Consider the following 23,246-nt stretch of genomic DNA (forward strand, 5'->3'; position numbering starts at 1 on the left):
CCTGGGCTGCGTCGCCTTACTTCTGGCCCTGCGCCGCCATCAGCGCCCGCAGCAGTTTCTCTTCCGACATATCGTCCTCGGCGGGCTTGTCGGCCTCGCCCATCAGCAGGGCCATCGAGTCCTCTTCGGGCTCGTCCACCTCGATCTGGGTCTGGTTGCTTTCGATCAGACGCTCGCGCAGATCACCGGCCGCCTGGGTCTCGTCTGCGATCTCGCGCAGGGCAACAACAGGGTTCTTGTCGTTGTCGCGATCCACGGTCAGCGACGCCCCCGCGGAAATCTCGCGGGCGCGGTGAGACGCAAGCATCACCAGCTCAAAGCGGTTCGGAACCTTGTCAACGCAATCTTCGACCGTCACGCGGGCCATGGAGCACTCCAATCCAACTGGGAAAGTTGAAAGCCCTATCTATTGAGTCGCTGCAGCCTTGACAAGGGCGAAATCCTGTGGGTTCGGGCTCAAATCGGCCGGATATCCGATTTATCGGCCTCTGGCAGCGCCGCCAGCATCTGTGCAACTCTATGCCCGCTGACCGGATGCACCCAATCGGGCGCCACATCCGCCAGCGGGATCAGCACGAAAGCGCGGTCCTGGATGCGGGGATGAGGCAGGATCAGTTGATCGGGCGCAAGGCGGGCCTGATCCTGGGCCGGCAGGTCGCGCCAATGGGCAAAACCCGCCGCATCGGGCAAAACCACCCCGCTGTGATCCAGCAGATCGAGGTCAAGCGTCCGACTGCCCCAGCGCGCGGCGCGCTGGCGCCCGTGGCGGGCCTCGACCTGGTGCAGGCGGTCCAGCACCTGGTTCGGGGGCAGATCGGTGGCAAAACCAGCCACGGCGTTCACGAAGTCGGGGCCGGATCCGGCGGGAAAAGCGGGGGTGCGATAATACCGGCTGACGGCGCACAACCTCAGATCGTCATGGTCAAGATCCTGCAGCGCAGCATGCAGCGTCTGCTCAGGCCCGCCGGTTTGTGACGTAACGTTCCCTCCGAGCGCCACAAACACATTTATTACGAATCCATGACAATCAAAGGCTTGTGGCATTATTATCTATCTCCTAAGCCTAAATAATACGTTCCGCAGAAATCAATTAGTACCAATTTCACTCTTTTTACCGCGTAGCGCGGGGCGCATTACCAGAAGGACCAAAAATGTTTTACAGAGACGAACGGCTGGCGCTGTTCATAGATGGGTCCAACCTCTATGCCGCCGCCAAATCACTCGGGTTCGATATCGACTACAAGCTGCTGCGCCAGGAATTTCTGCGCCGGGGCAAGTTGCTGCGGGCCTTTTATTACACAGCCCTGCTTGAAAACGACGATTACTCGCCCATTCGCCCCCTCGTGGACTGGTTGCATTACAACGGGTTCAGCATGGTGACGAAACCGGCGAAGGAATACACGGACGCGCAGGGCCGCCGCAAGGTCAAGGGCAACATGGATATCGAACTGACGGTCGATGCCATGGAGCTGGCGCCACATGTGGATCATATCGTGCTGTTTTCGGGCGACGGCGATTTTCGCCCGCTGGTCGAAAGCCTGCAGCGCAACGGTGTTCGGGTTTCGGTGGTCTCGACCATCCGCAGCCAGCCGCCGATGATCGCGGATGAGCTGCGCCGCCAGGCCGACAATTTCATCGAGCTGGACGATCTGCGCGATGTCATTGGCCGCCCGCCGCGCGAACCCCGCCCCGATCAGGGCGCCGGTGTCGCCGAGCCCTGATCGACCCCTTAGGGGCTGGACCCCGACGCGTCATGGCCTTACCTGTTTGCCAACAGGAGACACGCCATGACCAAGCCAGCCCTGACCCTTTATCTTGCTGCCCCGCGCGGGTTCTGCGCGGGTGTGGATCGTGCGATCAAGATCGTCGAGATGGCGATCGCCAAATGGGGCGCGCCGGTCTATGTGCGCCACGAGATCGTGCATAACAAATACGTGGTCGACGGGCTCAAGGCGCTGGGCGCGGTCTTTGTCGAAGAGCTGGAAGACTGCCCCGATGATCGCCCGGTGATCTTTTCCGCCCATGGCGTGCCCAAGGCCGTGCCGGCCGAGGCCGCGCGGCGCGAGATGGTCTATGTCGATGCCACCTGCCCTCTGGTCAGCAAGGTGCATATCGAGGCCGAGCGCCATCACGAGAACGGCTTGCAGATGGTGATGATCGGCCATGCCGGCCATCCCGAAACCATCGGCACGATGGGGCAGCTGCCCGAGGGCGAGGTGCTGCTGGTCGAAACCGCCGATGACGTGGCCGGTTTGCAGGTGCGCGATGCCGAAAAGCTGGCCTTTATCACCCAGACCACCCTGTCGGTCGACGACACGGCGGGCATCGTGGCGGCGTTGCAGGCGCGGTTCCCGACCATTGTCGGCCCGCACAAGGAAGACATCTGTTACGCCACCACCAACCGGCAAGAGGCGGTCAAGGCCATCGCGCCCCGGATCGACGCGCTGTTGGTGATCGGGGCGCCGAATTCGTCGAATTCGCAGCGGCTGGTCGAGGTCGGCAAATCGCAGGGCTGCGCCTATTCGCAGCTGGTGCAGCGTGCCGAAAACATCGACTGGCGCGCGCTCGATGGCATCCGGTCGGTCGGCATCACCGCCGGCGCCAGCGCGCCCGAGGTTCTGATCAACGAGGTCATCGACGCCTTTCGCGCCCGCTATGACCTGACGGTCGAGGTGGTCGAGACCGCGCAGGAAAATGTAGAGTTCAAGGTGCCCCGCGTGTTGCGGGAACCCGCGTAGGAGGCAACATGCTGTCAGCCCAGTTTCTGATCACTGCGATCGTCGTTGTTTTGGCGCCCGGCACGGGCGTGATTTATACTCTGGCCACCGGTCTGGGCCAGGGCCGCCGCGCCGCGACCTGGGCCGCGTTCGGCTGCACCATCGGTATCGTGCCCGCGCTGTTGGCGGCGGTACTGGGGCTGGCGGCGGTGCTGCATACCTCGGCGCTGTTGTTCCAGATCGTGAAGTTCGCGGGCGTGGCCTATCTGCTGTACCTGGCCTGGCAGGCGCTCAAGACCGACGGCGCGCTGTCAGTCAGCGCCGATGCACAGGCGCAACCGGGCTGGCGCATCGCCTGGCGCGGGGTGCTGATCAACACGCTCAACCCGAAACTGTCGATCTTTTTCCTGTCTCTGCTGCCGCCGTTCCTGTCGGGCAACCCGGCCACCGCGACGACCGAGATGGTCGCCATGGGCGGCATCTTCATGGCGCTGACCTTTGTAGTCTTCGTGGGCTATGGCCTGTTCGCGGTGCAGGCCCGCGCGCTGATCACCGCCAATGCCCGGCTGATGCGCTGGGTCAATCGCGGCTTTGCGGCGATCTTTGCCGCACTGGCGGGCCGTCTGGCGCTGGAACGCGCCTGATATGATTTGCGTCGCCGCATCCCACCGGGCCGCGGCCCCGTCGCGCATTGGCGCAGGGCCCGCGGGGGAACCGGTATGAGCGACGACAAGACCATCCGGTTCTATGACCAGCAAAGCGAGGCCTACAGGAAACTGGCCGAGGGGTTCGAAAACAGCCGGCTGATCCGGTTGATGCAGGACCTGCCCGCCGGGGCGCATGTGCTGGATCTGGGCTGTGGTCCCGGCCATGATTCCGCACAGCTTGCGCGGGCCGGGTTCAAGGTGACGGCGATGGATGCCAGCCGCGAGATGCTACGCGAGGCGGCGCTTTGCGCGGGCGTCACCACCCGCCACGCGAGCTTTGACATGCTGGACGATGTCGCCGCCTTCGATGCCGTCTGGGCCAATTTCTCGTTGCTGCACGCGCCCAAGGCCGAGTTCCCCGCCCATCTTGCCGCGATCCATCGTGCGCTGAGGCCCGGCGGGGTACTGGTCTTTTCGCTCAAAACCGGGTCGGGCGAAGGCCGCGACCGGCTGGACCGGTTCTATTCCTATTACGAGGTGGAGGAGCTGACCGGCCTGCTAGAGGCGGCCGGGTTCCGGGTCACCGAAATCGAGCACGGCCATGTGACCGGAATGGCCGGATCAGAGGAAGCTTTTGTAACCGTGACTGCCCATGCCTGACTATTTCGCCTATACTGACGGGGCCTGTTCTGGCAATCCCGGCCCCGGTGGCTGGGGTGTTCTGCTACAGGCCAAGACCGGCGCGCAGGTTGTGAAAGAACGCGAGCTGTTCGGCGGCGAGGGCGAGACCACCAACAACCGGATGGAACTGCTGGCCGCGATCCACGCGCTGGAAACGCTGGGCCGAGCCACCGCGATCACCGTCATCACCGACAGCCAGTATGTGAAAAACGGCGTGACCAGCTGGATCCACGGCTGGAAACGGAATGGCTGGAAGACCTCGGCCAAGAAGCCCGTGAAAAACGCCGAGCTGTGGCAACGCCTGGACGAGGCGCAAAAGCGTCACCAGGTGACCTGGGAATGGGTCAAGGGCCATGCCGGCCACCCCGAGAACGAGCGCGCCGATGAACTGGCCCGCCGCGGGATGGAGCCGTTCAAACCCGCCGGAGGTGGCAAATGACGATCATCGGCGCGCTTGATCTGGCCGCGGTTCTGGTCTTTGCGCTGACGGGCGCGCTGGCGGCCAGCCGGTCGCAGCTGGATATCGTCGGCTTTATCTTTGTGGCCTGCCTGACCGCCGTGGGCGGGGGCACGCTGCGCGATCTGATGCTGGGGCGCGACCCGGTGTTCTGGGTGTCGGCCCCGCATTACATTCTGATCGCCGCCGGTGCGGCAATCGTGGTGTTCTTCACCGCGCATCTGCTGGAAAGCCGGTATCGCACCTTGCTGTGGCTGGATGCGTTTGCCCTGCCGGTGGCGGTATCCGCCGGTGTGGGCGTGGCGCTGTCTGTCGGGGCGCTGCCGGTGATCGTGGTGACGATGGGCGTGGTGACGGGTTGTTTCGGCGGGCTGATGCGCGACGTTGTCTGCAACGAGGTGCCGCTGATCCTGAAACAGGGCGAGCTTTACGCCACGGCCGCCTTTGCAGGCGCCCTGTCGGGCTGGGGCGCGATGTGGTTCGGCTTGGCCGAAGGCTGGGCGCTGCTGGTCGCGGGGGGCGTCACCTTCCTGTTGCGCGCGGGCAGCCTGGCCTTGGGCTGGCGGCTGAACGCCTATAAACCGCGCCCGCCCAAGACCCGCCCGTAAACCTATTCGCGGTTCACGATTCGAAACGCGGTATCGGCATCGGCTGGCTTCAGCACCGCGGGCGGGAAGATGATCCCGCCAATCCGCATGAAGTTGCAGCGGAAGTACTGCACCTCGCCCTCGGCCAGATCAATATTATGCGTGACGTTGTTTTCCGAGTAGGCCTCGACCAGGTGCGGGCCGGGTGCCAACGGCACCATCATGGCGCGGCGCTTTTCACATTTCCCCAGCGGCGCGCCGTCCACGCGCACATTCGGATAGGGCCGGTTTCCAACCAGCCCCGTGTAACCGGCATCGCCATAGATCACCACGCCGGTAAAGGCATCGCCAGCGGTGCGGAGGCTTTCGGGCAGGCGGTCAAGATCCTGGTGTGCGATCGTCACGGCCCCCACCTTTTCCGAGGCATCGGGCATGGCACAGCCCGCAACCGCTGCCGCAAGCACCAGGCCAGCAATGAATTTGTTCATGATGTTTCCCTTTATGAATACGCGCTATTTTCGGGCGATATAGGTCTGATACAGCCAGATCAGCAGCATCGCCCCAAGGATCGCGCCGATAACCCCTGCGGCCATGCCGGTGACGGTCAGCAGAACCCGCAGCACCAGCCCGCCGATCAACGCGCCCGCGATCCCGATGAAGATGGTGGTGATGATATCGGTCTCGACCTTCATCAGGCGGGTGGCGATGAACCCGGCGGCGGCACCGATGATGATCAGAAACAGAACTGGCATGGGGTCACTCTCTTACAAAACGGCGGGTCAATCCACCCTGTTGGGCATGTCGAACCCGCGCAGGAACTCGTCTGCCTCCATCGCGCGCTTGCCGGGGCGCTGGGCGCTCAGAATTTGCACGGCGCCATCACCACAGGCGATGGTCAGCCCGTCCAGCACTGCGCCGGGGGTACCAGAGCCATCGGCCAAACGCGATTGCAGCAGCTTGACCCGCTCTCCGGCCATCTCGCACCACGCACCCGGAAAGGGCGACAGGCCGCGGATCAGCCGGTCAACCTCGGCCGCCGGACGGGCCCAGTTGATACGGGCCTCGGCCTTGTCGATCTTGGCGGCATAGGTGACGCCAGCCTCGGGCTGGGGTTCGGGCGTCAGGTCGGGCAGCTGCGCCAGAGCCTGAACGATCAGATCGGCGCCCATGTCAGACAGGCGGTCATGCAATTGGGCGGTGGTTTCCTGCGCGCCGATGGGCGTGGCCTGTCGCAGCAGCACCGGGCCGGTGTCCAGACCGGCCTCCATCTGCATGATGCAGACGCCGGTTTCCGCGTCGCCGGCCATGATCGCGCGGTGAATGGGCGCGGCCCCGCGCCAGCGCGGCAGCAGCGAGGCGTGGATATTCAGGCAGCCAAAGCGCGGCGCATCCAGCACCGGCTGCGGCAGGATCAGCCCATAGGCGACCACCACGGCCACATCGGCATTCAGCGCGGCGAACTCGGCCTGAATGGCGGCATCGCGCAGCTTTTCGGGGTGGCGCACGGGCAGGCCCAGCTCATTGGCGCGCGCATGCACCGGCGTGGGGCGATCCTTTTTGCCACGGCCCGCGGGGCGCGGCGGCTGGCAATAGACGCAGGCGATCTCATGCCCGGCCGCAACCAGCGCATCCAGCACCGGCACCGAGAACTCGGGCGTTCCCATGAAGACGACGCGCATCAGCCCCTCCGCAGTTTTTCAGCCTTCTTGATCAGCCGCTCGCGTTTCAGCCGCGACAGGCGGTCGAAATACATCTTGCCGTTCAGATGGTCGATCTGGTGCTGCACCGAGGTGGCCCAGAGGCCGACAAAGTCGCGCTCTTCGACCTCTCCGGCCGCGTTCAGAAACCGCACGGTCACGGCGCGCGGGCGCTCGATCACCGCCGAGACACCCGGCAGGTTGGGCGAGGCCTCTTCATGCTCGCGCAGCTTGACCGAGGCGTGCAGGATTTCAGGGTTAGCCATGCGCACGGCCTGCCCGCGTTCGTCCGAGCAATCAACCACGGCCAGCCGCAGCATCACCCCGATTTGTGGCGCGCCCAGCCCATAGCCGGGCATGGCATCCATGGTTTCGACCATGTCATCCCAGATGGCGCGAATGTCGTCTGTCACGGCATCAATCGGCGCGGCGGCGGTGCGCAGGCGCTTATCGGGCCAGGGAACGAACGGCCGGGCGGTCACGCGCGTGTCCGCTCGCGTTTCAGTTTCTGCATCTTGCGGGTGATCATCTGGCGCCGCATCGGCTTGAGGTAATCAATGAACAGCTTGCCGTTCAGGTGGTCGATCTCGTGCTGCACGCAGGTGGCCCACAGGCCCTTGAAATGCTCTTCCTGGATGGCCCCGTCGAGGTTCATCCAGCGCACTTCGACCTCGGACGGGCGATCGACCTCGGCAAACTGATCGGGGATCGACAGGCAGCCCTCTTCATAGGTGCTGACATCCTCGGAGGCCCAGGTAATTTCCGGGTTGAACATGGCGATGGGGCGCGGGTCTTCGCCCTCTTCCTTGACGCAATCCAGCACGATCAGCCGCTGCAACACGCCGATCTGCGGCGCGGCCAGGCCGATGCCGGGCGCGTCATACATGGTTTCCAGCATGTCGTCGGCCAGTTTGCGCAGCTCTGCCGTGACCTCGGTCACGGGGTCGGCCACCGTTTTCAGGCGCGGGTCGGGATGGATCAGGATCGGTCGTATCGTCATGGCGCAGGATTTAGGGCAAGACGCACGGTTTCGCAATGTCGCTTATGCCTTGCAACCGCCGCGTCACCGGTTAGCTTTCTGGCACCAGCAAGGAGGCCCAGATGGATTTTGACGAAGTGATCGAACGCCGCGGCACGCATTCCGCCAAATGGGACCTGCTGGAAAAGGCCTATGGCGTCACCGACCCCGATGCGATCTCGATGTGGGTGGCCGATATGGATTTCCGCCCGCCGCAATGCGTGTCGGACGCGGTGCAGGCGATGGTCGATCACGGGGTCTATGGCTATTTCGGTGATGACCGCGCCTATCTGAATTCGATCTGCTGGTGGATGGAAACCCGCCACAACTGGCGCATCCGCCCCGAGTGGATCTTTACCACCCACGGGCTGGTCAACGGCACGGCGCTGTGCCTTGACGCCTATACCCAGCCCGGCGACGGCATCGTGCTGTTCACGCCGGTCTATCACGCCTTTGGCCGGGTGATCCGGGCCTCGGGGCGCAAGATCGTCGAATGCCCGCTGGTGAACAACAACGGCCGGTATGAAATGGATTTCGACGCCTATGACGCGCTGATGACCGGCAACGAGAAGATGGTGGTGCTGTGTTCGCCGCATAACCCCGGCGGCCGGGTTTGGACGCGTGATGAATTGCAGGGCGTGGCCGATTTCTGCAAGCGGCATGACCTGTTGCTGGTGTCGGATGAAATTCACCACGATCTGCTGATGCCCGGCCATACGCATCTGCCGATGGCGAATATTGACCGCTCGATCACCGACCGGCTGATCATGATGACGGCCACGACCAAGACCTTCAACATCGCCGGCACCCATACCGGCAATGTCATCATCGAGGATGACGACCTGCGCGCCCGGTTCGCGACCAAGATGATGGCGCTGGGTCTGTCGGGCAATTCGTTTGGCATTCACATGGCCACCGCCGCCTATACGCCCGCGGGTGCCGAATGGGTGGATCAGCTCTGCGCCTATCTCGATGGCAACCGCCGCCTCTTTGACAATGGCATCGCGACCATTCCGGGGCTGAAATCCATGCCGCTCGAGGCGACCTACCTAGCTTGGGTCGATTTCTCGGGCACGGGCATGGACCGCGCCGATTTCACCCGCCGCACCGAGCGCCAGGCGCGGGTGGTGGCCAATCACGGCCCGACCTTCGGAGCTGGCGGCGACGAGTTCCTGCGCTTCAACTTTGCCACCCCGCGCGCCCGTGTGGCCGAGGCGGTCGAGCGCCTGCAAGAGGCGTTTTCCGACCTTCAATGAACCCGGTTCAGCGCAGCAGCGCGATCGGGGCCTGCGGGTCGCGATAGTAATCCAGCGGCGGGCGGTCGCAGGTCGGCGTGCGGCGCTTGAACTCGAACACCAGTTCGTCGCCCTCTTCGGCCGAGGCCACGATCAACGCCTGATAAAGATGCTGCGCACCGTCGTAGATATCGACCAGCCCGCGCAGATGCGGCGCGGTCTGCGCATCCAGAACGAACCCGCGCGACCAATAGCGCAGGATGCGATAGCTGTCGGCACCGGCCTGAACCCGCATCCGGCTTTTCTTGTTCATGGCCATCTTGCGCGCCAATTCCAGGCCCTCAAGAACCTCTTTGGGCAGAATATCCGTCATTTTCCTCACTCCCAGCGCTTAGAAAACAATGTTCTAGCCGATTCCGTCAAGAAAAGGTTCATATCCGCTGCATGTAACATCCAGATGCAACGGCGCCCGTGTCGGCCCGAAAACGCCAATGCCCCGAGGGGTGCTTGTCTGCCCCAACCGGCCTGATAGTCTGCGCGCAACATGTAGCAGGAGGTAGTGATGCGGTTTTCCCTGGCATTGATTGCGGCGTTGTTGGCAACCCCGGTTGCGGCCCAGACGCCCTGTGGCGGGTCGTTCGGCGCCTTCGTGGCCGGGCTGAAGCAAGAGGCCCTGTCGCGCGGGCATTCGAAGGCCAGTGTCGACCGGTTCTTTGCCTCGGCGCAGCACGATCCGCGCACCTTGCAGGCCGATCGGGCGCAGGGTGTGTTCCAGCTGGATTTCACCACGTTTTCGCGCCGCATCATCAGCCAGAACCGCATGGATAACGGGAAACGCAATGCCCAGAAATACGACGCCGTGTTCGACCGGATCGAGCGCGACTATGGCGTCTCGCGCGGGGTGCTGTTGGCCTTTTGGGCGCTGGAAACCGATTTCGGCGCCGTGCAGGGCGACTTTAACACGTTGAATTCATTGGTGACATTGGCGCATGACTGCCGCCGGCCTGAACTGTTTCGCCCGCAGGTCCTTGCCGCGCTGCGCCTTTATGAACAGGGCGATTTCGACCCGGCCCGCACCACCGGCGCCTGGGCGGGAGAGATCGGCATGGTGCAGATGCTGCCCGGCGACATCCTGGAAAACGGCGTCGATGGCGACGGCGACGGGCATGTGCGGCTGAAAACATCGGCCCCCGATGCGCTGATGTCGGGGGGCAAGATGCTGCACGAGCTGGGCTGGCGCAAGGGCGAGCCGTGGTTGCAGGAAATCACCCTGCCCGCCGGGCTGGACTGGTCTGAAACCGGGCTGAACCACACCAAACGCGTCAGCGACTGGGAAAAGCTGGGCGTGCGCCCGCGCGCGGGCTCGTTCAGCCACGGCAACCTGCAAGCCTCGGTGCTGTTGCCGCAGGGGCGCAAGGGGCCGGCATTCCTCGCCTACCCCAACTTCCATGTCTATTTCGAGTGGAACAAAAGCTTTGTCTACGTGACCTCGGCCGCCTATTTCGCTACCCGGCTGGAAGGCGCCCCGGTCTTTGACGCGGGCAACCCCGATGCCGGTTTGAACGGTGATCAAATGAAGGCCCTGCAACGCAAGTTGCAGGCGCGCGGCCACGACGTGGGCGGGGTCGACGGCATTCTGGGCGAAAAGACCCGCGAGGCCGTGCAGCGCGAGCAACAGCGCCTGGGCCTGCCTGCCGATGCCTGGCCCACGCCCGACCTGCTGGGCCGGCTATGATCGGCGAGGCCCCGAACCGGCCCGATATGGCCCGGCTGATGGCGGCGCTGCCCCATATCGCCGCCGCGCCGAAATCTGACGCGCCAATCTCGGTTCTGTGCACGCGCGAAACCTTTGGCGCGCGGCATCACCCCGACCGGCTGTGGCTGGACCGCGACACCGGCGTGGCGGGCGACCGCTGGCACGATCACCCCTGGCTGCGGCTGGATGACGGGCGGCCTGATCCGCGCATTCAGGTCTCGGTGCTGTCGCAGCGGGTGCATGATTTGGTGGTGGGCTCGGGCATGCATCCGGGCGACACGATCATCGCCGATCTGGACACCAGCGCCGCCAACCTGCCCAACGGCACGCTGATCGGCGCGGGCGAGGCGGTGCTGCGCGTGTCGGATGTGTTCAACGACGGCTGCGTGAAGTGGAAGGTTCGCTATGGCGAAGACGCCAAGGATTGGTTGGTGCTGCCCGATCACGTGCCGCTGCGCCTGCGCGGGTTGTTGTGCGAAATCGTCAAAAGCGGCTGGGTCTCGACCGGGGACCAGCTGGTGCGGCTTTAGGCGACCATTTGCTCGGCCTTTTTCAGGTCGACCGAGACCAACTGGCTGACGCCTTGTTCAGCCATGGTGACACCGAACAGGCGGTCCATCCGGCTCATGGTGACGGCGTGGTGGGTGATGATCAGGAACCGCGTGTCGGTGCGGCGGGTCATCTCGTCCAGCATGTCGCAGAACCGCGTAACGTTGGCGTCATCCAGCGGGGCGTCGACCTCGTCGAGCACGCAAATCGGCGCGGGGTTGGCCAGGAACACCGCAAAGATCAGCGCCATCGCGGTCAGCGTCTGCTCACCCCCCGACAACAGCGACAGGGTCGACAGTTTCTTGCCCGGCGGCTGGCACATGATCTCAAGGCCAGCCTCTAGCGGGTCGTCGGATTCGACCAGCACCAGCTTGGCCTCGCCCCCGCCGAACAGATGCGTGAACAGCATCGAGAAGTTGCTGTTCACCTGCTCGAACGCGGTCAGCAGACGCTCGCGTCCTTCGCGGTTGAGGCTGGCGATACCGCTGCGCAGGGCCTTGATCGCGGCCTCGAGATCCTGCTTTTCGCTGACCAGCGTGTCGTGTTCCTGCTGCACTTCCTTGGCGTCTTCCTCGGCGCGCAGGTTCACCGCGCCCAGCGCGTCGCGCTGGCGTTTCAGGCGGTTCACGTCGTTCTCGATCACCTCGGATGCAGGCATCTTTTCGGGATCTGCGCCCAGTTCCTGCAACAGCTGCTGCGGGGTGGTTTCCTGTTCTTCCTCGATGCGCTCGGCGGCCAGGGCCACGGTTTCGCGGGCGGCATCGGCGCGGGCCTCGGCGCGGGCGCGGGCCTCGCGGGCCTCGGACGCGGCGCGTTCGGCGTCGCGCTCGGCCTGTTCGGCGGCGCGCAAGGCGCCCTCGGCGGCCGACAGCGCATCGGCGGCCTGCGTCCGGCGGGCCTCGGCCTTGGCGATGGCATCGGCCAGTTCCTCGCGCTTGGCGGCGATTTCCTCGGGGGCGGATGAGGCCTCTTTCAGCTCGGCCTCGGATGCCTCTTTGCGTTCGGCCAGTTCGGCGATGCGCTTTTCGGCGGTGTCCAGGCGGTGCCGCCAGCCGCTGATTTCCTTGGTGATTTCCTGCCGACGCCGGGTGCGGGCCTCGCCTTCGCGGCGCAGCTCGTCATGGGCGGATCGTTTCGCCAGCATGGTCATGCGCGCCGCATCGACGGTCATCTTGACGTCTTCGACCTGGGCCCGGGCGGCATTCAGATCGCCCAGCGCGACCACTGCGGCCTCGGCCTCTTTCAGGCGGCTGCGCGCACCCATCGCCTCTTCTTCGTGACGCGACACGGCCAGCTGCGCGCTTTCCAGCTTGGTCGCGGTGATCGAGCGCTCGGATTCCGCGCGCGACAGCGCCCGGCCGGTATCGGCCACCAGGCGGTCGGCATCGCGGCGGGCCTGACGGGCCATGCGATCGGCCTCGGTCAGTTGCTCCAGCCGCTTGCGCAGATGGTCATGCGCCTGCCCTGCCCCGGCGGCGCGGGCGTTGGCCTCTTCGAGGTCGCGCTTCAGCTCGACCAGACGGTTGAGCTGTTGCAGGCGCAGCGCGGCGGTCGAGGGCGCGTCTTCGGCACCCACGCGGAACCCGTCCCAGCGCCACAGATCACCGGCCAGGCTGACCAGCCGCTGACCCGGTTTCAGCAGCGATTGCAGCCGCGCGCCATCGCGGGCGTCAACCAGGCCGATCTGGCCCATACGGCGGGTCATCACCGCCGTGCCGGTCACGTGATTGGCCAGCGACACCACGCCCTCGGGCAGGATCTGCGCCTGGTTATAGCCGGGCAGCTGGGCCCAGCCCGATGCACCGTCCGAGGCGATCGCGGGGTTGCGCAGATCGTCGCCCAGCGCCGCGCCCAGCGCCTTTTCATAGCCCGGCTCGACCCGCAGTTGATCAAGGATCTGCCCGCCCTCGGCGGTGTCGCGTTCAACCAGACGGGCCAGCGCGGCCACCTCGGCGCGCAGGGCGCTGGCCTCGCCCTCGGCCTCGGAGTGTTCGGCGCGGGCGTCCGATTCACGAGCCTGGGCCTCGGCGCGGGCGGTGTCAGCCTCGGCCAGCGCGGCCTCGGCGTTCTCGGCGGTCTGCACGGCGCCGGCCTGATCGGCCTCGGCGCGCGCCACGTCGCCGGCGGCTTTTTCCAGCGCAGTCTGCGCCTGTTCGACCTGAGCGCGGGCGCGAGTGGCCTCGGCCTCGGCGCGGTCCAGCGTCTTGGCGGCATCTTCGCGCAGGCGGTGGGTCGACTGGTGCCGCGCGGCCAGGCGGGCCACGTCCTCGGTCAGCTCGGACAGGGTGGCCTCGCGGTCGCCCAGAACCTCGGCGGCATCGCGCGCGGCGGCCATGGCGGCCTCCAGCGCCTCGGGGTGGCCCTCGCCCGCCTTGATCAGCTGCGCCTGTTCCCATTCCAGCCGCTCGATGGTTTCGCCCGCATCGCGGTTCAGACCGGCTTCGCGGTCCATGTCATGCACCAGCTGGCCGATCCGCGCGGTCAGGGTTTCGATCATCTGATGGGCGCGCGCCTCTTGATCGTTCAGCGTGTCGCGCTGCACCTGCAGGCGTTGCAGAACGGCCGCCGCGATGGCCTCCTCCTCGCGCAGGGGGGGCAGCTTGTCATCGGCGGCAACGCGGGCCTTGGCCGATTCACGGGCGCGGGCCTCGGCCTGCGCGGCGGCCTTGGTGCGGTCGGTCAGGTCGGTTTCGGTCTGGGCGCGGGCCTCGTCGGCCTCTTTCCAGCGGCGATACAGCAACAGCCCCTCGGCGCGGCGCAGATCGGTGCCGATCTCACGATAGCGCGCCGCCTGCCGGGCCTGCCGCGCCAGTTGCGCCAGCTGATTGGCCAGTTGTTCAATCACATCATCGACGCGGGCTAGGTTGGTTTCGGCGCCTTTCAGCTTCAGCTCGGCCTCGTGGCGGCGCTGATAGAGGCCCGAGATCCCGGCCGCCTCTTCCAGGATGCGGCGGCGCGCCTTGGGTTTCGAGTTGATCAGCTCGGCGATCTGGCCCTGCCGCACCAGCGCGGGTGAATGCGCCCCGGTCGAGGCATCGGCGAACAGCATCTGCACGTCGCGAGCGCGCACATCCTTGGTGTTGGCCTTGTAGGCCGAGCCCGCGTCGCGGGTGATGCGGCGCACGATGTCCAGGCTGTCTTGGTCATTGAACCCCGAGGGCGCCAGCCGCTCGCTGTTGTCGATGGTCAGGCTGACCTCGGCAAAGTTGCGTGCGGGCCGCGAGGCGGCGCCGGCAAAGATCACGTCCTCCATCCCGCCGCCGCGCATGGCGGTGGGGCGGTTCTCGCCCATCACCCAGCGCAGCGCCTCAAGCAGGTTGGACTTGCCACAGCCATTCGGGCCGACAACGCCCGTCAGCCCGTCCAGGATCAGCAGATCCGTGGGGTCGACGAAGCTTTTGAAGCCATTCAGTCTGAGGCGGGAAAAGCGCACGGGGGCCTGTTCCTTGATTCCGTTGAACGTAAATCCTTGGGCCGTGGCGCGCCCGAGTCAAGCACCCACCCCACAATCTGGGTCCAATCGGCAAGATATCCACAAGATATTGGCCCCTCGGCAAAATGCTGCGTGCGCGAAACGTTGCGGCAAACCGGTCGTTTACCATTGTGCGCGCCCGCGCCGGGCGCAAGAATCGCCACCGTCAGAATCAGATGCCGGAGGCACCAACATGCAGCTTCAGGTCCAGACCGAAAGCCCGCTGACACCGGATGCGCTAGCCCTGATCAAGGGCAGCGAGGCCGCCCTGCGCGAGGCCTATACCGCCGACGAATGTTTCAGCTTTTCGCCCTCGGAACTGGCCCAGCGCAACGTGCAGTTTCTGGTGGCACGGGGCGAGGGACAGCCGCTGGGCTGTGTCGCGCTGGTCGATCTGGGCAGCTATGCCGAGATCAAGCGCCTTTATGTCACCCCCGAGGCCCGCGGCCTTGGCGTTGCTCAGGCCCTGATGCAGGCGGCTGAGCGCGCGGCGGGCGATCTGGGGCTGGCGATCGTGCGGCTGGAGACAGGCGACAAGCTGTCGGCCGCCGTGGGGCTGTATCGCCAGATCGGCTATGCCGAGCGCGATGCCTTTGGCGAGTATGAGCCGCTGGATTGCAGCCTGTTCATGGAAAAGCGCCTGTTCGAGCCCGTCACCCTGTAGGGCATGCCAGTCGCGCCACCATGCGCGCGGGGTCGCCGTCATAGCTGCCCGGAACGATGTCGCAACCGCTGACGGCCTGGATCGCGATATAGCCGCGTTCCATGATGCCGGTATGGCCGACGCCGTATTCAAAGTTGCGGCGGATCGCCTCGGCCCGGTTGCCCTGAACGAAAACGGTAAAGCGGCTGCCCTGCACCTCGATATCCTGGCCGGGCACGCCCAGCATGTCGCGTCCGGGCACGGCGCAGCCCGCCAAGAGAATCGCCAGGCCCAGGGCCGCAACATATGGATATATCCGCGTCATGGGCGCAGGCTGCGCGCTCGAGGTTAACATCGGGTTAACGCAGACAGCGCCTGAACAATGTTTCCGGCCGCATACCACTGACCTACCGTTGTTTTTCAACGATAATTTCTTGCCAGAACGCGTTCCATCGTTACCATCCAAGCCGACTCGCATCAATTAGGAACATCTGTATGATCCACGGCCTGGCCATTCTTCTGATCTTTCAGCTGATCGGAGAGGTGATTGCCCGAACCACGGGCATGCCGGTTCCGGGGCCGGTGATCGGGATGGCGGGGCTGCTGATCTGCATGATTCTTGTGCCGCGGCTGACGCCTGCCGTGCAGCCCACCGCGCAGGGGGTGCTATCACACCTGTCGCTGCTGTTCGTGCCCGCGGGCGTGGGTGTCATCGGACATATGGGCCTGATGGTCGAGGCCGGGCCGCGGCTGCTGCTGACGCTGGTGCTATCGACGGTGATCGCCATCGCGGTTGCGGCGCTGGTGTTCTCGGGGATGCTGCGGCTGACGGGGGCGCAGGATGGCTGATTTCGCCGAAATCTGGAGCTATCTCGAACATGGCCCGCTGTTGTGGCTGTCGGCAACGCTGATCGCCTATCTGATCGGGGATGCGATCTCACGGGCCAGCGGGCGGCGCCCGTTCGCCAACCCGGTGCTGATCGCCATGGTGCTGCTGGCGGGGATGCTTTGGGCCACGCAGACGCCCTATGCCACCTATTTCGAAGGTGCGCAGTTCGTGCATTTCATGCTGGGCCCGGCGACCATTGCGCTGGCGGTGCCTCTCTACCACAACCTGGGCCGGCTGCGCCAAAGCGCGCTGCCGTTGATCGCGGCGTTGGTGGCGGGCTCGGTTGTAGCGATGGTGTCGGCGGTTGGTATCGGCTGGGCGCTGGGGCTAAACAGCGAGACGCTGGTTTCGCTGGTACCGAAATCGGCGACCTCGCCGGTGGCCCTTGGCGTATCCGAAACGATCGGCGGCTCGCCCACGCTGACGGCGGTGCTGGTGATCCTGACCGGGATCATCGGCGCGATGGCTGCGATGCCGTTGCTGAACCTGTTGCGAGTGCGCGATGTGCGGGCGCGCGGCTTTGCTATGGGTGTCGTCGCGGGCGGCATCGGAACGGCCCGCGCATTTCAGGTAAATGAGACAGCCGGCGCTTTTGCTGGCATAGGTATGGGGCTGAATGCTATTCTTACGGCGGTTCTGGCCCCCACAGTTGCAGGATGGATGTTCTGACCATGACCCAGATCCGGCGCGCCACCGACCCTTATGACTGGAACAGCCTGCTGCGGCTGTTGCAGACCTCGTTCGCCTATATGGAGGGTCGTGTCGACCCGCCCCCGTCGATGTATCAGCTGACGCCCGAGACCCTGGCCCAGCAATCGCATACCCGCGAGATCTGGGTGGCCGAGGATAACGGCATGCCCGTGGCCTGTGTGTTCCTGACACCTGACAGCGATGTGCTGTATCTCAGCCGGCTGGCCGTGGCGCAGTCGCATCGCGGGCAGGGGCTGGCGCGGGCGCTGATCGGGCTGGCCGAGAAGCGCGCGGTCGAACTGGGCCTGCCGATGATCGAGGCGCGCACGCGGGTCGAGCTGGTGGAAAATCACATGGCCTTTGCGACGATGGGCTTCAGCCAGGTCGGCGAAACCGCGCATGAGGGGTTCGAACACCCCACCAGCCTGACCCTGCGCAAGTCGATCGTGCGCCAGCGCGTCTAAAGGCTGGCCTCGACCCGAAACGCGGCGGGAATGTCGTCCTGCCCCTTTAGCACAAGATCGGCCATCACCTGCGCCACCTTGGGCGCCATGCCGAACCCGATCTTGAACCCGCCATTCGCGATGAAATGCCCCGGTCGCCCCGGCCACGGCCCCAGCATGGGCGCACGGCTTTTGGCGCGCGGGCGCACCCCGGCCCAGCGCGACAGCACCTCGGCCCCGCGCAGCGCCGGCACGACGGTCATGGCGCGCGCGTAAAGATCATCCAGCAAGGCATCGGTGGTGTCGGGCGCGTCGAATTCGCGCTCGCTGGTCGATCCGATCGCAAGGGTGCCATCGGCATGGGGCACGAAATGGATCGTATCGGCAAAGAGCTGCGGCAGGTCGCGCCGGTCATGGCGCAGCAAGATCGCCTGCCCTTTGACGCCATTGCCCACGGGTTTTCCCATCTCGTGCGACAGGTCCAGCAGGCCCTCATACCCGGTGGCCCAGATCACCGCCCCCGCATCCGGCGCATCGCCGATCACGATCTCGCCGCCCAGCGCGGAGATGCCCGCCGCCAGCGCCGCGCAGGCCTGCGCTGGGTGCAGCCGCCCGGTCAGCGTGTCATGGATCACCATGCCGCTGGGGCTGGGCGGCGCCCAATCGCCGAAATCGGATGCCGGGCGCAGTTCCCAAATGGCCTTGCCCTGCCACAGATCACCGGCCTGTTCGGCCCGCTCTTGCGCAAGGGTCAGCGCGCGGTCATCGGCCACCGGTTGCAGCCGCCCGGTGCGGCCATAGCCGGGCGATCGCCCCGAGACCTGCGCCACATCGGCCCAGAACTCGGATGCCATGATCAGGCTGTCGAACTGAAACGCTTTTTTGTCGTTCCAGCGCTCGGGCGTGTGCGGGGCCAGCGCGCCGACGATGCCGCCGCTTGATCCGGCGCCGACGCGGCGGGGCTCGACCACCCGCACGCGTGCGCCGCGCCGGGCGATGGCATAGCCCACCGACAGGCCGAACGCCCCCGCGCCGCGAATGGTGACATCGACCGTTGCCATTTTCCGCGCCTTTCCCCATTTTCGCGCCAGTTTCCCAAGGGGTGTAAGGCATCGCATGAGCTCTGACCAGAAGGCGCGGCTGGAATGGCGCGACGGCGTGATCCCGGTTTCGACCCAATTCGACGATCCGTATTTCTCGCTGGATAACGGGCTGGCGGAAACGCGGCATGTGTTTCTGGATGGCAATGACCTGCCCGCGCGGTTCCGGCCCGGCTTTCACATCGCCGAGCTGGGGTTCGGCACCGGGCTGAACATGCTGGCCGCCGCGCTGTGCTGGGCCGAGGCGGGATGTGACGCCCCCCTGCATTTCACCAGCTTCGAGGCCTTCCCGATGCAGGCGGATGAGGTAGAGCGCGCGCTGGCCGCCTTTCCGCAGGCCCGCGCCATCGCCGGCCCGTTCCTGGCCGCCTGGGGCGCGGGGCAGCGGGCGTTCGATCTGGGGCCGCTGCGGGTCGAGGTCATCATCGGGGATGCGCGCGAGACCCTGCCGCAATGGGCCGGGCAGGCCGATGCGTGGTTTCTGGACGGGTTTTCCCCCGCCAAGAACCCCGAGCTGTGGGCGCCCGATCTGATGGCCGAGGTGGCGCGCCACACCGCGCCGGGCGGCACGCTGGCGACCTATACGGCGGCGGGCCATGTGCGGCGGGCGCTGAGTGATGCCGGCCTGACAGTCGAGCGCCGCCCCGGCTTTGGCCGCAAGCGTCACATGACCGTAGGCCGGCGCGATTAACGTGCCTTGAGGTCGCGCGACAGGGTGATCGGCACGGTGCGCCCCGACAGGCGTGCGCGATAGACGGCCAGCGATTCCGTCACCCGCATCACGTAATTGCGGGTTTCGTCAAAGGGGATCATCTCGATCCAATCGACCACATCCACCCCCGCCGAACGCGGATCGCCCATTTCCGAGATCCACCGCCGCGCGCGGCTGGGCCCGGCGTTATAGGCGGCGGCGACCAGCACATAGTTATGGCCGAATTCCTGGGTCAGATGGGCCAGATAGGCGCCACCCAGACGGGCGTTATAGCCCGGATCGGTCAGCAGCCGCCCGGCGGAATATGACACGCCGACCTCGCGCGCCATGGCCTCGGCGGTGCGGGGCATCAGCTGCATCAGCCCGCGCGCGCCCGCGCCGCTGGTGACGGCGGGGTCGAACTCGCTTTCGCGCCGCGCGATCGACAGCACCAGTTCGTCGGGCACCGGGTGGCCGATCTGGGCCAGGTCGGTCAGCGGGAAATAGGCGCGGGGAAGAACGGTGCCCTGCCCGGCTGCGACCTTGGCGATGCGCAGCGCGATATGGGGCTCGTCGATCCGCAGGGCCAGCCCGGCCAGCCGGGCCTGATCCTGCGGCGCCAGCGTTTCGGCCAGATGGGTCAGGAACCATTCCGACAGGTTGCGTTCACCCGCCTGCGAGAACAAAAGCGCCGCCTTCAGCACATCCGACCCCGCAAAGGGCGCGCCCTGCCAGTCGGCATAGGCCTCGGTGCCGATCAGCGTGGCCTCCATCGGCAGGCCGGCCTTTTCGGCGGCAAGCTGGCCATAAAACGCGGTCTGGTGCTGGGCGGCGCGGCGATAGGCGGTCTGGGCCTCGTCCCAGCGGCCCAGCGTTTCCAGCGCGCGGCCCTGCCAGTAGCCGGCGCGCGACAGGCTGATGGGCGAGGCGACGGCCGCCTCGAGCCGCTGGAAATGGCTCAGCGCGACCTCGGCCTCACCGAAAGAGCGCAGCGCGATAAACCCGGCCAGCCATTCCAGTTCGGCATAGGTGGCGCCCTCGGCGAGGTAGTGATTGGCGGACAGGCGATAGGCGATGTCGGGCTTGCCCTCGCGCAACAGCGCATGGGCCAGATCGTGACGCCGCGTGGCCCATCTGTCGGGCATGCCCAGCGCGCGCGAGCCGATGCTGCGTTCGTCGAGCATCTGCGCGGCCTCGTCAGTGCGGCCCTTGCGAAGGCGCCACAGGAATCGTTCATAGGCCAGGCCCGGATGGTCGGCCAGTTGCGCGGGCACCGCCGCGATCAGACCGTCAACCCCCGGCTTGTCGGCCCGCAGAGCAATCCGCGCCTCGGCCAGCGCCCGCCAGCCGGGGCCAACGAGGCGCAGCATTTGCCGCGACGCGCTTTCGTTGCCTTGCCACAGCATCATGTCCAGCCGGGTTTCATGCAACGGCGCCAGATGCGGCCCGAACTGGGCCAGCAGCTCGGCCATGGCGGCATCGGACAAGGGCAGGCTGGCCCAGGTCAGCGCCGCCTGCGCCTGCGCATCCGCATCGCGCCCCAGCGCGGCATAGGCCTGCGCCAGGCGCACGCCGCCGATGCCCGTTACAGGGCGCGTATCGGTGAACAGGCGCAGCACATCCGCGGGGGCGGCATTGCCGGGGATCTGGCCCTCGCCCTCGGCGCGGACGCGGTCAAGGCCCGGCCAGTCGCCGTTGCGGGCCAGGAAATCGAGATAGTCGGCAAAGCTGCCCTCGCCCGCGCGCAGGGCGCGCCAGGTGACGATATCCTGCACCACCGGGCCCTGGGCACGGGCCATGGTGCGGGCGCGATCCCACTCATCGGCGCGCACGGCCTGCATGACCGAAACCAATGCCGGTTCCGCCGCCAATGACCCCACGGCCATCAGCCCAACAAACACACCCGTGATAACGCCCAGTCCTAGCCGCATGATTCAATCCAGAAGGGAAGGTTTGCCAAATTTGTCACTTCGGCATAACAGGCTCAACACACAAACTTGGCAACCGACGCTGGTGCGGCTAGGTTCCGCCGCGTTTACAGCCGGGCGACTCAGCCCAAAACCCCTAATACGGAGGAAGCGTGTCATGATCAGAGGGTCCATTCCAGCCCTGGTGACGCCGTTCAAGAACGGCCAAGTGGATCACGACGCGCTTAAACAGCTCGTCGAGTGGCAGATCCAGGAAGGGTCAACCGGCCTGGTGCCCGTGGGCACCACCGGCGAAAGCCCGACGCTGAGCCACGAAGAGCACGAGGCCGTTGTCGAAACCGTGGTCACCGCCGCCGCGGGCCGTGTGCCGGTGATTGCCGGTGCGGGGTCGAACAACACCGCCGAGACGATCCAGCTGATGCAGCACGCCCATTCGGTGGGTGCCGATGCGGCGCTGATCGTCACGCCCTATTACAACAAGCCGACCCAGGCCGGGATAATCGCGCATTTCACCGCCGCGCATGAATGCTGTGATCTGCCGATCGTGATCTACAACATCCCCGGCCGGTCCGCCGTCGACATGACGCCCGCCACCATGGGCGAGCTGGCCAAGCTGCCGCGCATCATCGGCGTGAAAGACGCCACCGGCGATCTGGCCCGCGTTTGCCAGCAGCGCATCACCTGCGGGCCCGACTTCCTGCAAGTGTCGGGCGAAGACGCGACCGCGCACGGGTTCAACGCCCAGGGCGGCGTGGGCTGCATCTCGGTCACGGCGAACGTGGCGCCGGCGTTGTGCGCTGCGTTGCAGGCGGCGACGGCTGCGGGCGATTATGCCAAGGCGCTGGAAATCCAGGATCGCCTGATGCCGCTGCATATCGCGATCTTTACCGAGCCGGGCGTCGCGGGCGCGAAATACGCGCTGTCGCGTCTGGGCCGGATCGAGAACAGCGTGCGCTCGCCGCTGCTGCCGGTGACCGATGCCACCGCCGCCCGGATCGACGCCGCCATGGCCCATGCCGGCCTGATCTGACCCGGCGACAGCATGAGTTGATCGAAAAGGCGGCAGGGGTTTCCTCTGCCGCCTTTTTCATCCGCAACGCTCCGGTGCCAAGATACGGCCATTCACCGCAAGAACCGGGTCAACAAAGCGCATGATCCGGGCTGTGCCCTGCGCTCAGGTCACTAGTTTCCCTTTTGCATTCAGCGCAAAAGGAGAAACGCACATGCAGTTGGACAACAAGGTAGCCATCATCACCGGGGCCAGCAGTGGAATCGGGGCCGCGGCGGCGCTTGAGTTTGCATCAGAGGGCGGCAAGCTGGTTCTGGGCGCACGGCGCGGGGCCGAACTGGACAAGATCGCAGCGCAGATCGCGCAACGCAACGGCCAGGCCGTGACCCTGGCCGGGGATGTGAGCGACCCCGATTATGCACAGGCCCTGGTCGACCTGGCACTGTCCGAATATGGCGGGCTGGATATTGCGTTCAACAACGCGGGAACGCTGGGCCAGATGGCGCCCGTGCCGGATATCGGCGATGACGACTGGGACCAGGTCATTCAAACGAACCTGACATCGGCCTTTTACGGCGCCCGGGCACAGATACCGGCGATGACGCGGCGCGGGGGCGGGTCGATCATCTTTACCTCTAGTTTTGTCGGGCCGGAGCTGGGCATGCCGGGGCTGGCCGCCTATGCCACGTCAAAGGCGGGGGTAATCGGGCTGGCAAAGGTGATCGCAGTGGAACACGGCGCCGCCGGCATCCGCGCCAACGCCCTGTTGCCCGGCGCCACCGACACCCCGATGGCAACCGAATTCGGCGATGACCCCGAGGTCAGAGAGTTTGTTCGGAACATGCACGCCCTGAAACGCACGGCCACCCCGCAAGAGATCGCAAAGGCCGCGCTGTTCCTGGCCTCGGACCATTCCAGTTTTGTCACCGGAGCCGCGCTGCTGGCCGATGGCGGCAACGCCATCAGCAAAACCTGATCCGAACAATTAATATCAACCGGCCCCGATGGACACTCGGGGCCGTGTTCCTATATTGACG

At 65.7% G+C, this 23,246-nt stretch carries 28 protein-coding genes; 16 read left to right on the plus strand and 12 right to left on the minus strand.

Annotated elements, in window-relative coordinates; all coding sequences use genetic code 11:
• Positions 1 to 16: 16 nt before the first annotated feature.
• Together rpoZ and folK are read right to left on the minus strand one after the other, a co-directional pair.
• Entirely contained in the window at positions 17 to 367 is a 351-nt protein-coding gene (gene rpoZ / locus OE856_RS06215) for a DNA-directed RNA polymerase subunit omega (protein WP_263715202.1), read from the minus strand.
• Between the two features lie 89 nt (positions 368 to 456).
• The gene (gene folK / locus OE856_RS06220; protein WP_263715203.1) at positions 457 to 1,044 is read right to left on the minus strand and encodes a 2-amino-4-hydroxy-6-hydroxymethyldihydropteridine diphosphokinase; all 588 of its coding nucleotides are present in this window, start codon (positions 1,042 to 1,044) and stop codon (positions 457 to 459) included.
• Between the two features lie 107 nt (positions 1,045 to 1,151).
• On the opposite strand from folK, the gene OE856_RS06225 reads away from it, so the two are divergent.
• From OE856_RS06225 to OE856_RS06250, 6 genes are all read left to right on the plus strand, one after another.
• The gene (locus OE856_RS06225; RefSeq protein ID WP_263715204.1) at positions 1,152 to 1,721 is read left to right on the plus strand and encodes an NYN domain-containing protein; all 570 of its coding nucleotides are present in this window, start codon (positions 1,152 to 1,154) and stop codon (positions 1,719 to 1,721) included.
• Between the two features lie 66 nt (positions 1,722 to 1,787).
• Positions 1,788 to 2,738 (plus strand): 4-hydroxy-3-methylbut-2-enyl diphosphate reductase, encoded by a 951-nt coding sequence (gene ispH, locus OE856_RS06230; protein WP_263715205.1) that lies wholly within the window; start codon positions 1,788 to 1,790, stop codon positions 2,736 to 2,738.
• An 8-nt stretch (positions 2,739 to 2,746) separates the two neighbouring features.
• Entirely contained in the window at positions 2,747 to 3,361 is a 615-nt protein-coding gene (locus OE856_RS06235) for a LysE family translocator (RefSeq protein ID WP_263715206.1), read from the plus strand.
• A 75-nt stretch (positions 3,362 to 3,436) separates the two neighbouring features.
• Complete coding sequence (locus OE856_RS06240; protein ID WP_263715207.1) at positions 3,437 to 4,024, plus strand: class I SAM-dependent methyltransferase; 588 nt, start codon at positions 3,437 to 3,439, stop codon at positions 4,022 to 4,024.
• Complete coding sequence (gene rnhA / locus OE856_RS06245; protein WP_263715208.1) at positions 4,017 to 4,484, plus strand: ribonuclease HI; 468 nt, start codon at positions 4,017 to 4,019, stop codon at positions 4,482 to 4,484. The genes OE856_RS06240 and rnhA overlap by 8 nt, the downstream gene beginning before the upstream one ends.
• On the plus strand, positions 4,481 to 5,110 hold the full coding sequence (locus OE856_RS06250) for a trimeric intracellular cation channel family protein (protein WP_263715209.1): 630 nt from the start codon (positions 4,481 to 4,483) through the stop codon (positions 5,108 to 5,110). The genes rnhA and OE856_RS06250 overlap by 4 nt, the downstream gene beginning before the upstream one ends.
• A gap of 2 nt (positions 5,111 to 5,112) precedes the next feature.
• Here OE856_RS06250 and OE856_RS06255 read toward each other — a convergent pair whose 3' ends face one another.
• The 5 genes from OE856_RS06255 to def (OE856_RS06275) are packed head-to-tail and all read right to left on the minus strand — an operon-like array spanning position 5,113 to position 7,786.
• Positions 5,113 to 5,577 (minus strand): lipoprotein, encoded by a 465-nt coding sequence (locus OE856_RS06255; RefSeq protein WP_263715210.1) that lies wholly within the window; start codon positions 5,575 to 5,577, stop codon positions 5,113 to 5,115.
• Positions 5,578 to 5,601: 24 nt separating this feature from the next.
• A complete protein-coding gene (locus OE856_RS06260) occupies positions 5,602 to 5,841 on the minus strand; it encodes a GlsB/YeaQ/YmgE family stress response membrane protein (protein ID WP_263715211.1) in 240 nt (79 codons plus the stop codon).
• A gap of 27 nt (positions 5,842 to 5,868) precedes the next feature.
• Positions 5,869 to 6,768, minus strand: a complete 900-nt coding sequence (fmt, locus tag OE856_RS06265; protein ID WP_263715212.1) for a methionyl-tRNA formyltransferase — start codon at positions 6,766 to 6,768, stop codon at positions 5,869 to 5,871.
• A complete protein-coding gene (def, locus tag OE856_RS06270) occupies positions 6,768 to 7,268 on the minus strand; it encodes a peptide deformylase (protein WP_263715213.1) in 501 nt (166 codons plus the stop codon). Before def (OE856_RS06270) ends, fmt begins: the two co-directional genes overlap by 1 nt.
• Positions 7,265 to 7,786 (minus strand): peptide deformylase, encoded by a 522-nt coding sequence (def, locus tag OE856_RS06275; protein ID WP_263715214.1) that lies wholly within the window; start codon positions 7,784 to 7,786, stop codon positions 7,265 to 7,267. Before def (OE856_RS06275) ends, def (OE856_RS06270) begins: the two co-directional genes overlap by 4 nt.
• Before the next feature lie 101 nt (positions 7,787 to 7,887).
• Here def (OE856_RS06275) and OE856_RS06280 point away from each other — a divergent pair, with 101 nt between their 5' ends.
• A complete protein-coding gene (locus tag OE856_RS06280) occupies positions 7,888 to 9,060 on the plus strand; it encodes a MalY/PatB family protein (protein WP_263715215.1) in 1,173 nt (390 codons plus the stop codon).
• A gap of 7 nt (positions 9,061 to 9,067) precedes the next feature.
• Here the strand turns inward: OE856_RS06280 and OE856_RS06285 are convergent, their stop codons facing one another.
• Positions 9,068 to 9,412: a hypothetical protein gene (locus tag OE856_RS06285; protein ID WP_263715216.1), complete on the minus strand. Its 345-nt coding sequence runs from the start codon at positions 9,410 to 9,412 to the stop codon at positions 9,068 to 9,070.
• A 189-nt stretch (positions 9,413 to 9,601) separates the two neighbouring features.
• Here OE856_RS06285 and OE856_RS06290 point away from each other — a divergent pair, with 189 nt between their 5' ends.
• On the plus strand, positions 9,602 to 10,774 hold the full coding sequence (locus OE856_RS06290) for a lytic murein transglycosylase (RefSeq protein WP_263715217.1): 1,173 nt from the start codon (positions 9,602 to 9,604) through the stop codon (positions 10,772 to 10,774).
• Complete coding sequence (locus OE856_RS06295) at positions 10,771 to 11,325, plus strand: hypothetical protein (RefSeq protein ID WP_263715218.1); 555 nt, start codon at positions 10,771 to 10,773, stop codon at positions 11,323 to 11,325. The genes OE856_RS06290 and OE856_RS06295 overlap by 4 nt, the downstream gene beginning before the upstream one ends.
• Here OE856_RS06295 and smc read toward each other — a convergent pair.
• A complete protein-coding gene (gene smc, locus OE856_RS06300) occupies positions 11,322 to 14,777 on the minus strand; it encodes a chromosome segregation protein SMC (RefSeq protein ID WP_263715219.1) in 3,456 nt (1,151 codons plus the stop codon). The two genes, OE856_RS06295 and smc, sit on opposite strands and share 4 nt — an antisense overlap.
• A gap of 232 nt (positions 14,778 to 15,009) precedes the next feature.
• On the opposite strand from smc, the gene OE856_RS06305 reads away from it, so the two are divergent.
• The gene (locus OE856_RS06305) at positions 15,010 to 15,480 is read left to right on the plus strand and encodes a GNAT family N-acetyltransferase (RefSeq protein WP_263715220.1); all 471 of its coding nucleotides are present in this window, start codon (positions 15,010 to 15,012) and stop codon (positions 15,478 to 15,480) included.
• Here OE856_RS06305 and OE856_RS06310 read toward each other — a convergent pair.
• On the minus strand, positions 15,470 to 15,784 hold the full coding sequence (locus OE856_RS06310; protein ID WP_263715221.1) for a hypothetical protein: 315 nt from the start codon (positions 15,782 to 15,784) through the stop codon (positions 15,470 to 15,472). The genes OE856_RS06305 and OE856_RS06310 overlap by 11 nt on opposite strands.
• A gap of 170 nt (positions 15,785 to 15,954) precedes the next feature.
• Between OE856_RS06310 and OE856_RS06315 the strand changes: the two genes are divergently transcribed.
• The 3 genes from OE856_RS06315 to OE856_RS06325 are packed head-to-tail and all read left to right on the plus strand — an operon-like array spanning position 15,955 to position 17,502.
• Positions 15,955 to 16,308 (plus strand): CidA/LrgA family protein, encoded by a 354-nt coding sequence (locus OE856_RS06315; RefSeq protein WP_263715222.1) that lies wholly within the window; start codon positions 15,955 to 15,957, stop codon positions 16,306 to 16,308.
• Positions 16,301 to 17,017, plus strand: a complete 717-nt coding sequence (locus tag OE856_RS06320) for an LrgB family protein (protein ID WP_263715223.1) — start codon at positions 16,301 to 16,303, stop codon at positions 17,015 to 17,017. The genes OE856_RS06315 and OE856_RS06320 overlap by 8 nt, the downstream gene beginning before the upstream one ends.
• A 2-nt stretch (positions 17,018 to 17,019) precedes the next feature.
• On the plus strand, positions 17,020 to 17,502 hold the full coding sequence (locus OE856_RS06325) for a GNAT family N-acetyltransferase (protein WP_263715224.1): 483 nt from the start codon (positions 17,020 to 17,022) through the stop codon (positions 17,500 to 17,502).
• On the opposite strand, the gene OE856_RS06330 is transcribed toward OE856_RS06325, so the two are convergent.
• Positions 17,499 to 18,542: an NAD(P)/FAD-dependent oxidoreductase gene (locus OE856_RS06330; RefSeq protein WP_263715225.1), complete on the minus strand. Its 1,044-nt coding sequence runs from the start codon at positions 18,540 to 18,542 to the stop codon at positions 17,499 to 17,501. The genes OE856_RS06325 and OE856_RS06330 overlap by 4 nt on opposite strands.
• Before the next feature lie 55 nt (positions 18,543 to 18,597).
• Here OE856_RS06330 and mnmD point away from each other — a divergent pair, with 55 nt between their 5' ends.
• On the plus strand, positions 18,598 to 19,272 hold the full coding sequence (mnmD, locus tag OE856_RS06335; RefSeq protein WP_263715226.1) for a tRNA (5-methylaminomethyl-2-thiouridine)(34)-methyltransferase MnmD: 675 nt from the start codon (positions 18,598 to 18,600) through the stop codon (positions 19,270 to 19,272).
• On the opposite strand, the gene OE856_RS06340 is transcribed toward mnmD, so the two are convergent.
• Positions 19,269 to 21,203, minus strand: coding sequence for a transglycosylase SLT domain-containing protein (locus tag OE856_RS06340; protein ID WP_263715227.1), 1,935 nt, complete (start codon positions 21,201 to 21,203; stop codon positions 19,269 to 19,271). The two genes, mnmD and OE856_RS06340, sit on opposite strands and share 4 nt — an antisense overlap.
• Before the next feature lie 154 nt (positions 21,204 to 21,357).
• On the opposite strand from OE856_RS06340, the gene dapA reads away from it, so the two are divergent.
• Complete coding sequence (gene dapA / locus OE856_RS06345) at positions 21,358 to 22,230, plus strand: 4-hydroxy-tetrahydrodipicolinate synthase (protein ID WP_263715228.1); 873 nt, start codon at positions 21,358 to 21,360, stop codon at positions 22,228 to 22,230.
• A gap of 193 nt (positions 22,231 to 22,423) precedes the next feature.
• A complete protein-coding gene (locus OE856_RS06350) occupies positions 22,424 to 23,185 on the plus strand; it encodes an SDR family oxidoreductase (protein ID WP_263715229.1) in 762 nt (253 codons plus the stop codon).
• The last annotated feature ends 61 nt before the right edge of the window (positions 23,186 to 23,246 follow it).

It is taken from the genome of Actibacterium sp. XHP0104, assembly GCF_025751515.1.
GTDB lineage: Bacteria > Pseudomonadota > Alphaproteobacteria > Rhodobacterales > Rhodobacteraceae > Actibacterium_D.